Here is a 15109-nt window from a genome sequence, read left to right as displayed (position 1 = left end):
GCGATCGGCTCTACCCGAGGTGAGTCGGAAGGCGCAGGCGCGGTTTCAGGGACGGGAGGTGGGGTGGCGTCCATCGCCGCCTTATCGGGGCGCTGACGCGGGCGGTCAACGGCTCGTCGCGCGCACCGCGGCGAAGAGCGCGGCGTCGTCCGGCGTCGCTGCGACCGCGACCTCGCGCCACCCATCCCCGGCGGCGGTGGCGATTGCCGAACTGAACGCCGCGATGCCCAGGGTCGCGCGGTCCATGCCCGTTCCGTCGACCAAAGCCCCCAGCCGCCGCGCCGCGCGCGCCGAATGCAGCAGCGCGGTCGTTCCGGCGAGCGTGCGAAGCGCGGTCTCCTCGATCGGGATCGGGGCACTTTCATAGACGGGCACCACCGCTGCAATCGCCCCGCCGCGCTCCAGCGTGCGGTCGCGGCCGGTCAGGTGCAAGGCGGTGGTAAATCCGTGCGCGGTGGCGAGCGCAGCGATGTCGGCGGCCGTGCCCTCACCCGTCGCCATGACGTCAAAACCCGCCGCGCGTGCAGCAGCAGCGGTGTGCGGCCCGACCGCCAGGACGGGGAGCCGCCGCAGCGCCTCCAGTCCGGGCCCGCCGAAGCGCAGCGCGTTGGCGCTGGTTAGGATCAGCGAATCGAATCGCGCGGCATCGGGGACATCCCAAGCGAGTGCCTGGACCGCGAACAACGGGACCGACACGGTTTTGAACCCAGCGGCCTGCGCGCGGGCGATGGTGGCGGCATTGCCCGGCTCGGGCCGCAACACCGTCAGCGTGGTCACGCCGCGAACAGCCGCCGTACCGAAGCGGGGGCCCGCGCCAGCAAATCGGCCGCCAGTCGCTCGGCCAGCGCAGCATCGCCAACCGCGCCGCTTGCTTCGCCCGCGACATGGGCGCTGCCATCCTCGGCAAACAATTCGGCACGCAGGCGAATGGTGTCGCCGTCGCGCGTCGCCAGCGCGGCCACCGGGGAATGACAATCGGCCTGGAGGGCGGCCAGCAACGCGCGCTCGACCAGCACGCAGCAATGCGTCGCCGCATCATCGATCGCGGCGAGCCAGCCGAGCATGCGCGAATCGCTTGCCCGCGCCTCGATCCCGACAGCGCCCTGCGCGGGGGCGGGCAGCATGACGTCGATTCCGATTCCGACGCCGACATCGGGGCGGCCAAGCCGATCGAGCCCCGCTGCCGCGAGCATCGAGGCGTCGACCGCGCCTGCGGCCACCTTGGCGAGGCGGGTATCGACATTGCCGCGAAACAGCACGGTCGTCAGATCGGGCCGCATCCGTCGCAATTGCGCGACGCGGCGCGGCGAGCTGGTGCCGACGATCGCGTTCGGGCGGAGCGCGGCGATGCTGTCCGCCCCGATCAGGCGATCGCGCACATCGGCGCGCGGCAGCATCGCCGCGATAGCGATGGCGGCAGGCCGGATCGTCTCGACATCCTTCATCGAATGGACCGCGCAATCGATCTCACCCGATAGCAGCGCGCGGTCGAGTTCCTTGGTCCAAAGCGCCTTGCCGCCGATCTCGGCGAGTGCGACATCCTGCACGCGGTCGCCCGTGGTCTTGATCGGCACGATTTCAACTGCGTCGGTCGTCCAGCCATGTGCATGGCACAGCGTGTCGCGCACCATATTGGCCTGCACCAGCGCGAGCGGCGATCCGCGTGTGCCGAGTTTGAGTTGTGGGCTGGTCACGCGCTTCCCCTCCATTGCGAGCGCCCTTTGTGGCGAAGCGACCCGATTTCGACAAGCGCCGCGCAACACGCTACGGGCGGTGCATGGCACTGATCCTTGGCCTTGAATCGAGCTGCGACGAAACGGCGGCAGCGCTGGTGACCTCCGACCGGCGCATTCTCGCCCACCGCTTGGCGGGGCAGGAGGCGGCGCACCGCCCGTTTGGCGGCGTGGTGCCGGAAATTGCGGCGCGCGCGCATGTCGAAGTGCTGGCCCCCTTGGTCGAGGCGGCGCTGGACGATGCCGGGGTGACGCTGGCCGATGTCGATGCGGTCGCGGCGACCGCAGGGCCGGGCCTGATCGGCGGCGTGATGGTCGGGCTGGTCACGGGCAAGGCGCTGGCCCATGCGGCGGGCAAGCCGCTGGTCGCGGTCAACCATCTTGAGGGCCATGCGCTGTCACCGCGCCTGTCCGATCCCGATCTCGCTTTTCCCTATCTGCTGCTGCTGGTCTCGGGCGGTCATTGCCAGTTGTTGCTGGTCGAAGGCGTTGCGCGGTACAGCCGCCTCGCCACCACCATCGACGATGCCGCAGGCGAAGCGTTCGACAAGACCGCCAAGGTGCTGGGGCTGGGCTTCCCCGGCGGACCTGCAGTGGAGGCGGCGGCTGCATTGGGGCGGCCGATCGTGCCGTTGCCGCGCCCGCTGAAGGGATCGGCCGAGCCGCATTTCTCCTTTGCGGGCCTAAAGAGCGCGGTGGTGCGCGCGTATGACGCCAAGACGTGGAGCGTCGAGGATCTGGCCGCCTCCTTCCAGGCAGCCGTAGTCGATTGTCTGCTCGACCGCACGGTTCGCGCGCTCGACCGCGCTGGCGCTGCGACCGCGCTGGTGGTCGCGGGCGGCGTGGCCGCGAACACGACGGTACGCACGGCGCTGAGCGGTTTGGCGGACACGCACGGCTTGCGCTTCGTCGCGCCGCCCTTGTGGCTGTGCACCGACAATGCCGCGATGATCGGCTGGGCCGGGGCGGAGCGCTTTGCAGCGGGGTTGACCGACCCGCTCGACATCGCCGCAAGGCCACGCTGGCCGCTTGATCCGGGGGCAGAGGCGGTGCGCGGCGCGGGGGTCAAGGCATGAGGATCGGCGTGATTGGCGGCGGGGCCTGGGGCACCGCGCTGGCACAGGTTGCCGCGCGCAGCGGTGATCCTGTGTTGCTGTGGGCGCGCGAGCCGGAAGTGGTCGCTTCGATCAACCAGAGGCACGAGAATAGCCGCTTTCTGGCAGGCATCGCGCTGCCGCGCTCGATTCGTGCGACCGGTGCGCTGGCGGATCTGGCGGCGTGCGATGCGCTGCTGGTGGTGGCGCCCGCGCAGCATGTCCGCACAGTGCTCGCCGAAACGCCGGTCGGCACGACGCCGCTGGTGCTGTGCGCCAAGGGGATCGAAGCGGGCACGCAGCTCTTGGTCGGCGAGGTGGCGCAACAGCTCTATCCAGAGGCACCGATTGCGGTGCTGTCCGGCCCGACCTTTGCGCATGAAGTGGCAGCGGGGCAGCCGACTGCGGTGACGCTCGCCTGCGGCGATGCAGCACTTGGCTCGGCGCTGGCCGACCGGCTCGCCAGCCCGAGCTTCCGTCCCTATGCCTCGACCGATGTGATCGGCGCGGAGATTGGCGGCGCGGTCAAGAATGTGCTCGCGATCGCGTGCGGCGTGGTCGAGGGCGCGGGGCTGGGCCAGAATGCGCGCGCCGCACTGATTGCGCGGGGCTTTGCCGAGATGACGCGCTTTGGCCTGGCGCGGGGCGCGCGGGCGGAGACGCTGAGCGGCTTGTCGGGTCTGGGCGATCTGGTGCTGACCTGTTCGTCGACCAGTTCGCGGAATTTCTCGCTTGGGGTCGGATTGGGCCAAGGCAAGCGCGCGGCGGATCTGCTCGCCGATCGCCTGACCGTCGCGGAAGGTGCGTTCACGGCACCCGTATTGCAGGCGGCGGCAGCCGAAGCGGGCGTGGATATGCCGGTGGTGGACGCGGTCTGTGCATTGCTCGACGGGCGCGATGTCGCTGCGGTGGTCGGCGCATTGCTCGCGCGGCCGCTTCGCCCGGAATAGCCTTCCTGTCTCAGTTGCCCTTCCCCGGCGGAGGCCGGGGCCCAGTGGTGGAGCGCCGCTGAGAGAGGACAGCGCTGGATTATACGGGGCATCGCAACTGGCCCCGGCCTTCGCCGGGGAAGGCGTTTCCGTGGGACCGCGAGCGATCAAAAGTCGATCGCGATACCCTTCAACTCCCAATCGCCATAGCGGGTGGGATCAAGCCCGTCGGGATCGCCCTTCGCGCTTTGCCCCGCGGCGGGCGCTGGTTTTGGCTCGGCTGTGGGCAGCGGCGGGTTCTTGCTGAGATAGGCAGGTGGCTTCACATGCGGCGGGCGGCGGGCCATGGAGGGTTCCTTGTGGCTGCACGATACAGTGCAGTGCGTGACATCGGCGGTCTTTCCGCGCAATTCAACCCACCGCCTGCTAATGTGAGATCCTGCTTTTGACCCTTCCGCCGCCCCGCCGCTACATGCCCAAGCCCGAACCGGTCGATCCGCCCGGTGTTCCAGCGCGCCGTGCGGCGCTGCGTCTGCTCGATGCCGTGTTGCGCCAGGGCGTTCCGCTGGAAGCGGCGATCGGTCGCGCGACGGCGGGGATCGAGCGTTCCGATGACCGGGCGCTGGCGCATGCGATCGCGGCGGAGGTGCTGCGCCGCTTGCCCGATCTCGACGCGCTGATCGATTCGGCGACCAAGACGCGGTTGCCTGATGATGCCAAGGCACGCTTTGCGCTCCGCATCGCGCTCGTCCAGGCCTTGTCGCTCGGTACGCCGCCGCACGCCGCGATTTCGACCGTGCTGCCGCTGGTCGATGGCGGCCCGCGCAAGCTTGTCCACGGCGTGTTCGGCACATTGATGCGCGGTGGCGACCAGCTTCCCGAGCAGCCGACTTTGCCCGATCCGGTGGCGATTCGCTGGCACACGGCCTGGGGCGATGACGGGATCGAAGCGGCGGAGCGCGCGATGGCTGCACCACCGCCGCTCGACCTGACGCTGGCCGATCCCGCCACTACGACCGCGATGGCGGAGGCATTGGGGGGCGTTTCGCTGCTGCCCGGCCATGTGCGCCTGCCCTCGGCGCATGTGCCCGAACTGCCCGGTTTCGAGGAGGGAAGCTGGTGGGTGCAGGACATCGCCGCGTCGCTGCCCGCGCGCTTGCTCGGGCGTGGCCCCGGCGTCGCGCTTGATCTGTGCGCGGCTCCCGGCGGCAAGACGATGCAGCTCGCAAGTGCCGGCTGGAGCGTTACTTCGGTCGATTCGTCGGAAAGTCGTCTGGCGCGACTTCGCGAAAATCTGGAACGCACGCATCTGAGCGCAGAGGTGATCGCGGCCGATCTGCTGTTGTGGTCGCCGCCGGCACCCCCCGATGCGGTGCTGCTCGATGCGCCGTGCAGCGCGACCGGCATTTTCCGCCGTCATCCCGACGTGCTTCACCGCATCCGCCCGTCGCAGATCACCGAACTCGCCGCGCTGCAGGCAAAATTGCTCGCCCGCGCCGCCGATTGGGTGAAGCCGGGCGGGATGCTGGTCTTTGCGACCTGTTCGCTGGAACCGGCGGAGGGGGAGGCGCAGTTGAAGCGCTTTCTCGCGGCGCGCAGCGACTATGCGCTGGTACCCGTGACTTCGGACGAACTGCCGGTTGGCATCGTGCCCAATCCTGGCGGGTGGGTGCGCACGCTTCCCGGTATGGTCGATCCCGGCGGCAATGATGGCTTTTTCATCGCGCGCCTACGCCGCGCCGGGTAATCCCTTGCTTGCCCGTCGGTGTGGCCGTGCTAGAGGCTGACGCCTTATGACCTACCGTCCCGTCCGCATCGCACCGTCGATCCTGTCCGCCGATTTCGCCAAATTGGGCGAGGAAGTCCGCGCGATCGATGCTGCGGGCGCCGACTGGATCCATGTCGATGTGATGGACGGGCATTTCGTGCCCAATATCTCGATCGGCCCGGCGGTGGTGAAGGCGATCCGTCCGCACACCACCAAGCCGCTCGACGTGCATTTGATGATCGCGCCGGTCGATCTCTATCTCGATGCCTTTGCCGAGGCGGGCGCCGATACGATTAGCATCCATGTTGAGGCCGGGCCGCACACGCATCGCAGCCTCCAGCACATTCGCAGCCTGGGCAAGCGGCCCGGCGTGGTGCTCACCCCGCAGACCCCGGCCAAGGCGCTCGACTATCTGCTGGAAGAGGTCGATCTGGTGCTGATCATGAGCGTCAACCCCGGCTTTGGTGGTCAGGCGTTCATCGAAAGTTCGCTGCGCAAGATCGAGGCGGTGCGCAAGATGATCGACAAGGGCGGCTATGCTGTCGATCTGGAGGTCGATGGCGGCATCGACCTTGTCACCGCGCCCCGCGCCATCGCCGCTGGGGCCGACGCGCTGGTCGCGGGGACGGCGACTTTCCGCGGTGGCCCCGGCGCTTACGCCGCCAATATCGCGGGCCTGCGCGGCTAGATGGGTATCCCGTCCTCCCTTGGAGCCCCGATCGAGTCTGGCCCCAATGTGCAGGGCGACAGCATCGACGAGGGCAAGCGGTTGATCCGCCAAGGGGGAGACAAGGGGTTGTCGTTGGCCGAACGTCTGGCCGAACGCTTTCATCGGCTGACCTGGCGCACGCCCATTCACGGGATGCGGCTGAAAGGTCGGCACCCGCTGAAGCTGATCGCAGTCCCGGACGATCCCTTTTTGGGCGATGCCCGGCGCGGCAACGCATTGCTCGACGGTCGGCTGAGCTTCCGCGGCGAATCGCGCGCGATCGCGGCGCTCAATTTGGCGAAGCCCGATTTTTCCAAGGCTTTTGCCGAATATCTGCACGGTTTTTCCTGGCTGCGCGATCTCTCGACCGTGGCCACGCGGGCGCAGGGAATCCCCATTGCGGAGGCGCTGATGCGGCGTTGGCTCGATGCCCATGCCGACACCGTCAGCGAGCCAGCGTGGCGCGCCGATCTGTGGGGACGGCGGATCCTGCTGTGGACCGCGCATGCACCGCTCATCCTGTCATCGACCGATCTTGTTTACCGCAGCCGCGTGCTCAACACGCTGGCGCGCGGCGCGCGGCATATCGACCGTGGCGCGGAAAAGGCCGCGCCGGGCGCGCCGCGCGTTGCGGCGATGTGCGGCGTGGTCGCGGCCGGGTTGCTGATCCCGGGCGGCGATGTGCGGCGCAGTGCCACCGAAGCTGCGCTCGCCAAGACGCTGGCGGCGTCGATCTTTGAAGATGGCGGCAATGTCGCGCGTGCGCCCGCCGCACAGGTCGATCTGCTGATGCTGTTGACCGCTTTGCGCGAAGTTTATGCTGCGCGGCGGCTCGAAGCGCCGGCGAGCGTCGCCAATGCGATCGCAGCGCTGGTTCCGGCCTTGCTCGGCGTCTGCCACGGCGATCACGATGTCAGCAGTTGGCAAGGCGGCGCGCCGATCGGGGCACCGGCGCTCGACCAGATCATCACGGCAACGGGCGTGCGCACGCGTCCGCTCCGCCAGGCGCGCGAATGGGGCTATCAGCGGCTCGCTGCCGGGGCCACGGTGGTGATCCTCGACGGTGCGCCGCCGCCGATTGCGCGGCTGGTCGAGGGTGGGTGCGCATCCACGCTGGCGTTTGAGATGTCCGATGGCGCGCAGCGGCTCGTCGTCAATTGCGGTGGCGCGCGCGCCGGTGTGGTGCAGCTTCCGGCAGCGCTGGCCGAGGGGTTGCGCACCACGGCAGCGCACTCGACGCTGATCGTCGGCGATAGCAATTCGACGGCAATCCATGCCGACGGTACGCTCGGGCGCGGCGTGTCGGAGGTCGAGCTGGCGCGGCAGGAGAGCGAGGGGTTGAGCCGCGTCGAGGCCAGCCATGACGGTTATGCCCGCCGCTTCGGGTTTCTGCATCGTCGCCAGCTCATCTTGGCCAGCGATGGCCGCGAGCTACGGGGCGAAGATATGCTGCTCCCGGCGACCAAGCGCCGCAAGCTGGCGGCGACCGGTTTTGCCGTCCGGTTTCACCTTGGGGTGGGTGTGCAAGTGTCGCCAACCGCCGATGGCCTTGCGGCGTTGTTGCGATTGCCGGGGGGCGGGTTGTGGCAGTTCCGCTGTCGCGGCGGCACGCTGGCGGTCGAGGAAAGCGTGTGGATCGATGCCGATGGCCGCCCGCATGCGACGATGCAACTCGTCATCACTGGCGAATCGCCCGCAGGTGGGGCGAGTGTGAGCTGGGCTTTCAAGCGCGCGGGATAAACCGCACCGGTTGAATCTTCGCAGGCGAGCGGGCAGGGACGCGCAAAGCCATCCCCTGGAGCACCCCATGACCACCATCCCCATTCGCCGCGCGCTGCTGTCGGTGTCCGACAAGACCGGTATCGTTGATCTCGCCCGTTCGCTGGCCGAAGCCGGGGTCGAACTCGTCTCGACCGGCGGCACTGGCAAGGCGCTGCGCGAAGCGGGGTTGAGCGTGCGCGACATTTCGGACCTGACCGGCTTCCCCGAAATGATGGATGGCCGCGTCAAGACGCTGCATCCGGTGGTGCATGGCGGGCTGCTCGCGGTGCGCGACGATGCCGCGCATGTCGCGTCGATGGAGGAACATGGCATCGGCGCGATCGATCTCGTCGTCGTCAATCTCTATCCGTTCGAGGCCACCGTCGCCAAGGGTGCCGAGCGCGACGAGATCATCGAGAATATCGACATTGGTGGCCCGTCGATGGTGCGGTCGGCCGCGAAGAACCACGCCTTTGTCGCGATCGTCACCGATCCGGCGGATTATGCGGTGGTCGCGCAAGGCAGCACTACGCTTGCCGACCGCCGCCGTTTTGCCGCCAAGGCCTATGCGGCGACCGCCGCCTATGACGGGATGATCGCGCAGTGGTTCGCCTTTGCCGATCAGGGCGAACGCTTCCCCGAGACGCTGCCCTTGACGCTCAAGCGCGGGCAGGCCCTGCGCTATGGCGAGAACCCGCACCAGTCGGCGGCCTTTTACACCGCCAGCGGCCCGCACGCACGCGGCATTGGCCAGGCGCGCCAGGTGCAGGGCAAGGAGCTGAGCTACAACAATCTGAACGACGCCGATGCTGCGCTCGACCTGGTCAGCGAATTCCGCGAGGCCGCGCCGACCTGCGTCATCGTCAAGCACGCCAACCCCTGCGGGGTCGCGACCGGCGCGACCTTGGAAGAAGCCTATGCCGCCGCGTTTTCGTGCGACACGGTATCTGCATTCGGCGGAATCATCGCCCTCAACCGTGCGCTTGACGGGGCGACGGCGCGCGCGATTTCGGGGATTTTCACCGAAGTGGTGGTTGCGCCCGACGCCGATGAAGAAGCGCTGGCGATCTTCGCCGCCAAGAAGAATTTGCGCCTGCTGCTGACCGGCGAATTGCCCAACCCGGCGCGCCCCGGGCTGCTCGCCAAAGCGATCACCGGCGGCTGGTTGGTGCAGACGCGCGACGGCGCCAGCAATCCTGAGCTGCAGGTCGTCACCAAGCGCCAGCCGACCGCCGAGGAACTGGCCGATTGCCGCTTCGCCTGGACCATCGCCAAGCACGTCAAGTCCAACGCGATCGTCTATGCCAAGGGCGGCAGCACCGCCGGTATTGGTGCCGGGCAGATGAATCGGCTCGAATCCGCCCGCATCGCGGCGTGGAAGGCGAAGGACGCCGCCGACAAGGCAGGTTGGGCGACGCCGCGCACGATCGGATCGGCAGTCGCCTCGGACGCCTTCTTCCCGTTCGCCGATGGCCTGCTGGCGGCGGTCGAGGCCGGGGCTACGGCGGTGATCCAGCCAGGCGGATCGATCCGCGACGATGAAGTGATCGCGGCCGCCGATGCGGCGGGGCTGGCGATGGTGTTCACGGGCGTGCGCCACTTCCGCCACTGAGAGACGAGAGGCGAGGCGGCGTGGGGGTCAGCCCACGACCGCCTCGCCGCCCGGCATCCGCCGGAACAGGGCACGGTCCTCGGCGCCGAACGCCCAGCGGTACAGAACGAAGATATAGACCCCCGCGATCGCCGGTTCGCCGATCAGCAATTCCGCCCATTCGAAGCGATGCGGCAGCGAAGTGAAGGCCGCGCCGACCAGCCCCGCGGCCGCGACCGCCCATGCCATCGGCCAGCGCCATCCGGCCACGCGTGCCCGCAGCAGGCGGGCGAGATAGTTGGATTTGATGATCGAGGTCAGCGAGACCGACAGGAACAGCGCCACGGCCGGGCCTGCCGCCTGATAGGCGAGTGGCCAGCCAAGCGCTTGCATGCCGAAGATCAGCGCAAAGCTGAGCCCGACCTGAAACAGCAGCATCCCGATCGAAATCGCCATGTTCTGCAGCCGCGCGATATAGACCAAGGCGGATTCGCACACCGCTCCGGTCGATGCCGCCGCTTCGGCCATCAGCAAAAACGCCAGTGCCGCCGTGCCCGCGACAAATTGTGGCCCGACCGTTCCCATCACCGCTTCGCCGGGGATCGAGCCCATCAAGGCGAGCCCGGTTTGTGCGGCCAAAATCCAGAAACCGACCTGGCGCACCTGGCTCGCCACCCCGGCGGTGTCGCCGCGCGCGAGGCTGGAGGTGATCACCGGCCCCAGGATCGGGTCAAAGCTCGTCTTCAGCTTGCCCGGAATCGAGGCGACTTGCTGTGCCATCCAGTAAATGCCGACGATGCGCGGCTCGAACATCAGGAACAGGATCGAGCGATCGACATTGCGCGTGCCCCATTCCAGCGCATCGGCCCCAGCAAGCGGGGCATTGCGGCGGATCAGCGCGATCGTGCGTGCCGGGTGCAGCCGCCAGCCATGCGGGCGGCCATAACTGCGCACGAACGGGACCAGCGACGCGACCAGCGCCGCGATCATCGACAGCATATAGGCGATGACCAGCCCATCATGCCGCGCGATGGGGTACAGCACGCCCGCCGCGATCGAGATCGTCCACGGTTCGATCACCGCGCGCGCGGTAACCGTCGCCTGCACGTCGCGGCGATAAGCGAGCGCGGCGAGCATAATGTCGGACCAGGCGCTGGCGACGATGATGCAGGGTAGCAGACGTTCGAGCAAAGTGGGGCTGCTGCCGTGGTACATCAGCTCGGGCACCAGCATCAGCGCTGCGCTGGCGAGGCCCGACGCGATCGCGGCGACGACCAGGCAATCCCACACGATCTGGACGTGCGGTCGCTCGTCCGCTTCGGCAATGGCTTGCGCCAGCCCGCGCTTGAGTCCGAAGGTCGCGAGCAAGGCCGCGACTTCGACGAACAACACCGCGCGCGCGAAGGTGCCGAGCGTATCCGGGCCGTAGAGTCGCCCGGCGATGAACAGGAACGGCAGCCGCGCTACCAGCCGCATCATGAAACCGATGATGTTGGTGCGGCCGCCCTTGGCCAGCGCGTCGATTTCTTCCGTGGTTCGCCCGCCGGTCGCGCTTGCCACAGCGCTCAATGCGCGGCTCCCCAGCTGAGCCCGGTGCCGATCTCGATGCCGAGCGGCACGCTGAGCGTCACCGCGGGCTCGGCGGCGGTAGCCATGACGCGTTCGATCACCGGCTTGGCGGCGGCGACATCGCCTTCGGGCAGTTCGAACACCAATTCGTCATGCACCTGCAGCAGCATCCGCACATTGGGCAGGCCCGCTTCGAGCAAAGCCGGGCCCATCCGCACCATCGCGCGCTTGATGATGTCGGCGCAGGTGCCTTGTATCGGGGCGTTGATTGCGGCGCGTTCGGCCCCCTGGCGCTCATGCTGCACCTTGGAGGCGATGCGCGGGAAATGGGTTTTTCGCCCGAACAAGGTGGTGGTGTAGCCGGTTTCGCGCACGCTCTCGGTGGTCTGCGCGATATAGTTGCGGATGCCGGGGAAGCGATCGAAATAGCGGTCGATCATCGCCTGCGCTTCGTCCGCCGTTACATCCAGCCGACCGGCCAGGCCCCAGCGGCTGATGCCGTAGAGGATCGCGAAGTTGATCGTCTTGGCGCGCCCGCGCGTGTCGCGATTGACCTCGCCGAACAATTCCTGCGCGGTCATGCTGTGAATGTCGGCCCCGCTCGCGAACGCCTCGCGCAGTGCCGGCACGTCGGCCATGTGCGCGGCAAGCCGCAACTCGATCTGCGAATAATCGGCGGCGAGCAGCACATTGCCCGGTTCCGCCACGAAGGCATCGCGGATCTGGCGGCCGATTTCGGTGCGGATCGGGATGTTCTGCAAATTGGGGTCGGTCGAGGATAAGCGCCCGGTCTGCGCGCCGGTCAGGCTATAGGATGTGTGTACGCGGCCGGTCGCCGGGTTGATCTGCGCTTGCAGGGCATCGGTATAGGTCGATTTCAACTTCGACAATTGCCGCCATTCGAGCACCTTGGTGGCGATGTCCTTGCCCGGCGAATCGCGGTCGGCGGCGATGCGTTCAAGTTCGTTGACGTCGGTCGAATAGACGCCGGATTTGCCCTTGCGGCCACCCTTGATGCCCATGCGTTCGAACAGCACGTCGCCCAATTGCTTGGGGCTGCCGATCGTGAAGGGGCCACCGGCGAGCGCGTGGATCTCGACTTCGAGCGCGCCGATCTGCCCGGAAAACTCGCCCGACAATTGCGCGAGGCGCTCGCGATCGACCTTGATGCCGTGGCGTTCCATCTGCGCGATGACGGGCACCAGCGGCCGGTCGACCATTTCATACACACGCGTTGCGCCCTCAGCGGGCAAGCGCGGCTTGAACCGCCGCCACAGACGCAGTGTCACATCGGCATCCTCGGCGGCATAGCGCGTCGCCGCATCGAGATCGATTTCGTTGAAGGTGCGCTGCGACTTGCCGACGCCGACCACATCCTTGAAGGCGATGCAGCTATGCGAGAGATGCGTCGCGGCGAGTTCGTCCATGCCGTGGCCATGCAGCCCGGCATCGAGATCGAAGCTCATCAGGATCGTGTCGTCGAAAGGCGCGACATCGATGCCCAGACGCCCGAGCACGATCATATCGTATTTCAGATTGTGCCCGATCTTGAGCACGCCCGGATCCTCGAACAGCGGCTTGAGCTTGGCCAGCGCCACCTCTGCGGTCAACTGCACCGGTTTTTCCGCAAAGAGTCCGCTTCCGCCATGCGCGAGAGGTACGTAGCACGCGAGATTGGGATGCAGCGCCATGCTGATTCCGACCAGTTCGGCGCGGGTCGCGTCGATCCCGGTGGTTTCGGTGTCGATCGCGATCCAGCCCTGGTGGCGCGCGATGGTGATCCAGCGATCGAGCGCGGCCTCATCGACCACGGTTTCGTACGAATCATGCTCGCACGGCGGGTCCTGCTCGGTCGGCACCGCTTTCGGCGCGGCGACAGGGGCATCGGCCACTGCCGACAATTTGGCGATCAGCGACTTGAAGCCGTGATGCTCCAGGAAGGCGCGCAAGGGCGCATCGGGGATGCCCTGCAATTCCAGTTCATCGAGCGGCTGCGGCAGCGGTTCGTCGCATTTGAGCGTCACCAGCACCTTGGACAGCCGCGCATTGTCGGCCTGCGCGATCAGATTGTCGCGCAACTTGCCCGGTTTCATCGTCGGCGCGGCGGCGAGCACACCCTCGAGATCGCCATGTTCGGCAATCAGCTTGGAGGCGGTCTTGGGTCCAACGCCGGTGACGCCGGGGACGTTATCGACGCTATCGCCCATCAAAGCGAGCACGTCGCCCAATTGCGCGGGTTCGACGCCGAACTTCTCGCGAACATGCTCGGCACCGAGGCGGCGGTTGTTCATCGTGTCGTAGAGATCGAGGCCTGGCTCGATCAATTGCATCAGGTCCTTGTCGGCCGAGACGATCGTCACCGCCCAGCCTTGCGCGAGCGCGGCCTTGGCGTAGCAGGCGATGATGTCATCGGCCTCCAGCCCCTCGGTCTCGATGCACGGCAGCGAAAAGGCGCGCGTCGCATCGCGAATCATCGGGAATTGCGGGACGAGATCCTCGGGCGCGGGCGGGCGGTGCGCCTTATATTGATCGTAAAGGTCGTTGCGGAAGGTCTTGCTCGATTTGTCGAGGATGACCGCCATGTGCGTTGGGCCATCGGCCTTGTGCAGTTCATCGGCCAGTTTCCACAGCATCGTGGTATAGCCATAAACGGCACCGACCGGCTCGCCATGAATGTTGGTGAGCGGGGGGAGACGGTGATAGGCGCGGAAAATGTACCCCGAGCCATCGACAAGATAGAGATGCGGCATTGCGGGGGGATAGCCCAAGCTTCGACGAGGACAAAGCCCCGCTTTCGTCTCGGCTATCCGTGATTGGCGACGACGCTCGCCACCACCGCCTGCATCAGCGCCTGGCGGGCGGGAATCGGCTTGAGCGTATCGCCGATCATCACCGCAATCGCATAGCTGCGGCCATCAGGCGCAATCAGCAGGCCGACATCATTATAGCCGGCGGTGCGTCCGGCGAGATCCTGGCCGGTGCCGGTCTTGTGGCCGAAGGTCCACCCGGCGGGCACCGCGCCGCGCAGGCGCTGCTTGCCAGTGTGCGAGGATTCCATCGTGGTCAGCAGATATTCGGTCGAACTGCGCGACAACAGGTCGCCGCGCTTGAGCCGCGCCAGCGCCTCGGCAATGGCGCGCGGGGCGGCACCGTCGGGCGGATCGGCGACATAGCGTTCATACGCTGCGATACGGTCGGGGCGTGGCAGGCGCGCGCGGGCAAGCGCAAAGGCGTTGCCGAAGGCGAAATCGGGTTTCCACACCAGGCCTGCGGTCTGGCTTTGCAACAACCGCTCGCCCGGCCCGAAGCGAATGTCGCCCAGCCGCTTGCGCTGCAGGAAATCGCGCACCGCATTGGGCCCGCCGACATAGCGCAACAGCCGATCATTGGCGGTGTTGTCGCTCATCGTCAGCGCGCGCTGCAACAATTCGCCGACGGTGGTCTGATAGCCCTGTTCGCCCTTGATCAGCGCGGCGATCGGTTGATGGAAGACGGTAAGGTCGTCGCGTGTCAGCGTGATCGGATCTTCGAGTTTCAAACGCCCGGCATCGCGGAAATCGAGCACGGTCATGGCGACCCACAATTTGCTTACGCTTTGCTGTGGCAGGCGCTGGTCGCCGCCAGTGTCGACCGCCCAGCCTTCCTCAATGCTGCGCACCGCCACGCCAACCCGCCCATCAAAGGCGCGCACCAGCGCCGCGACATTGGCGACAAGCGCGGACGGCGGCGCGACCGGGCGCGGGGCAGGGGCGGCGGCGACGGGGCTTGGCACCGCGACCGGAACGGGCGGAGCGGCCAGGCGCGCGACATGGACGTTGGCATCGTGACCGCAGGCGCACAGAGCAGCGGTCAATAGCATCGCCGCCGCCGGTTTTGGGAATCGATACGGAAGAATGCGCGTCACCGTTTACTGGCCCCAATGTCCCGAGAAGACCCTCTCACCCGAGCCCCAAAC

12 protein-coding genes are annotated in these 15109 nt (G+C 67.4%); 6 read left to right on the top strand and 6 right to left on the bottom strand.

Annotated features, from left to right (window positions below; translation table 11 throughout):
- Positions 1–105: 105 nt before the first annotated feature.
- A complete protein-coding gene (locus H4W01_RS18265) occupies positions 106–777 on the bottom strand; it encodes a uroporphyrinogen-III synthase (RefSeq protein ID WP_209612753.1) in 672 nt (223 codons plus the stop codon).
- Entirely contained in the window at positions 774–1709 is a 936-nt protein-coding gene (hemC, locus tag H4W01_RS18260; RefSeq protein ID WP_209612752.1) for a hydroxymethylbilane synthase, read from the bottom strand. The genes H4W01_RS18265 and hemC overlap by 4 nt, the downstream gene beginning before the upstream one ends.
- 68 nt (positions 1710–1777) lie before the next feature.
- Between hemC and tsaD the strand changes: the two genes are divergently transcribed.
- Positions 1778–2809, top strand: coding sequence for a tRNA (adenosine(37)-N6)-threonylcarbamoyltransferase complex transferase subunit TsaD (tsaD, locus tag H4W01_RS18255; protein WP_209612751.1), 1032 nt, complete (start codon positions 1778–1780; stop codon positions 2807–2809).
- A complete protein-coding gene (locus H4W01_RS18250) occupies positions 2806–3777 on the top strand; it encodes an NAD(P)H-dependent glycerol-3-phosphate dehydrogenase (protein WP_209612750.1) in 972 nt (323 codons plus the stop codon). Before tsaD ends, H4W01_RS18250 begins: the two co-directional genes overlap by 4 nt.
- 146 nt (positions 3778–3923) lie before the next feature.
- Here H4W01_RS18250 and H4W01_RS18245 read toward each other — a convergent pair whose 3' ends face one another.
- Positions 3924–4103: a DUF1674 domain-containing protein gene (locus H4W01_RS18245; RefSeq protein ID WP_102642612.1), complete on the bottom strand. Its 180-nt coding sequence runs from the start codon at positions 4101–4103 to the stop codon at positions 3924–3926.
- A gap of 125 nt (positions 4104–4228) precedes the next feature.
- On the opposite strand from H4W01_RS18245, the gene H4W01_RS18240 reads away from it, so the two are divergent.
- The 4 genes from H4W01_RS18240 to purH all read left to right on the top strand — a co-directional run bounded on the left by H4W01_RS18240 (position 4229) and on the right by purH (position 9606).
- Positions 4229–5503: an RsmB/NOP family class I SAM-dependent RNA methyltransferase gene (locus H4W01_RS18240; protein WP_209613446.1), complete on the top strand. Its 1275-nt coding sequence runs from the start codon at positions 4229–4231 to the stop codon at positions 5501–5503.
- A gap of 46 nt (positions 5504–5549) precedes the next feature.
- Positions 5550–6212 (top strand): ribulose-phosphate 3-epimerase, encoded by a 663-nt coding sequence (rpe, locus tag H4W01_RS18235; RefSeq protein WP_209612749.1) that lies wholly within the window; start codon positions 5550–5552, stop codon positions 6210–6212.
- On the top strand, positions 6213–7973 hold the full coding sequence (locus tag H4W01_RS18230; RefSeq protein ID WP_334685339.1) for a heparinase II/III family protein: 1761 nt from the start codon (positions 6213–6215) through the stop codon (positions 7971–7973).
- Between the two features lie 67 nt (positions 7974–8040).
- Positions 8041–9606, top strand: a complete 1566-nt coding sequence (purH, locus tag H4W01_RS18225; protein ID WP_209612748.1) for a bifunctional phosphoribosylaminoimidazolecarboxamide formyltransferase/IMP cyclohydrolase — start codon at positions 8041–8043, stop codon at positions 9604–9606.
- Between the two features lie 27 nt (positions 9607–9633).
- On the opposite strand, the gene H4W01_RS18220 is transcribed toward purH, so the two are convergent.
- The 3 genes from H4W01_RS18220 to H4W01_RS18210 are packed head-to-tail and all read right to left on the bottom strand — an operon-like array spanning position 9634 to position 15013.
- Entirely contained in the window at positions 9634–11154 is a 1521-nt protein-coding gene (locus tag H4W01_RS18220; RefSeq protein ID WP_209612747.1) for an oligosaccharide flippase family protein, read from the bottom strand.
- Positions 11151–13904, bottom strand: a complete 2754-nt coding sequence (gene polA / locus H4W01_RS18215) for a DNA polymerase I (protein WP_209612746.1) — start codon at positions 13902–13904, stop codon at positions 11151–11153. Before polA ends, H4W01_RS18220 begins: the two co-directional genes overlap by 4 nt.
- Before the next feature lie 53 nt (positions 13905–13957).
- Complete coding sequence (locus H4W01_RS18210; RefSeq protein ID WP_209613444.1) at positions 13958–15013, bottom strand: serine hydrolase; 1056 nt, start codon at positions 15011–15013, stop codon at positions 13958–13960.
- Between the last annotated feature and the right edge of the window lie 96 nt (positions 15014–15109).

It is taken from the genome of Sphingomonas sp. PL20 (assembly GCF_017875905.1).
Classification (GTDB): domain Bacteria; phylum Pseudomonadota; class Alphaproteobacteria; order Sphingomonadales; family Sphingomonadaceae; genus Sphingomonas; species Sphingomonas echinoides.
Note: the sequence above shows the minus strand (reverse complement) of the source record. Positions and strands in the feature narration are given on the sequence as shown.

Coding starts and splice junctions, on each gene's coding strand:
- purH (WP_209612748.1), top strand. CDS start 8,041: ATGACCACCATCCCCATTCGCCGCGCGCTGCTGTCGGTGTCCGACAAG.
- H4W01_RS18210 (WP_209613444.1), bottom strand. CDS start 15,013: ATGCTATTGACCGCTGCTCTGTGCGCCTGCGGTCACGATGCCAACGTC.
- hemC (WP_209612752.1), bottom strand. CDS start 1,709: ATGGAGGGGAAGCGCGTGACCAGCCCACAACTCAAACTCGGCACACGC.
- polA (WP_209612746.1), bottom strand. CDS start 13,904: ATGCCGCATCTCTATCTTGTCGATGGCTCGGGGTACATTTTCCGCGCC.
- H4W01_RS18250 (WP_209612750.1), top strand. CDS start 2,806: ATGAGGATCGGCGTGATTGGCGGCGGGGCCTGGGGCACCGCGCTGGCA.
- H4W01_RS18245 (WP_102642612.1), bottom strand. CDS start 4,103: ATGGCCCGCCGCCCGCCGCATGTGAAGCCACCTGCCTATCTCAGCAAG.
- H4W01_RS18240 (WP_209613446.1), top strand. CDS start 4,229: ATGCCCAAGCCCGAACCGGTCGATCCGCCCGGTGTTCCAGCGCGCCGT.
- H4W01_RS18230 (WP_334685339.1), top strand. CDS start 6,213: ATGGGTATCCCGTCCTCCCTTGGAGCCCCGATCGAGTCTGGCCCCAAT.
- tsaD (WP_209612751.1), top strand. CDS start 1,778: ATGGCACTGATCCTTGGCCTTGAATCGAGCTGCGACGAAACGGCGGCA.
- rpe (WP_209612749.1), top strand. CDS start 5,550: ATGACCTACCGTCCCGTCCGCATCGCACCGTCGATCCTGTCCGCCGAT.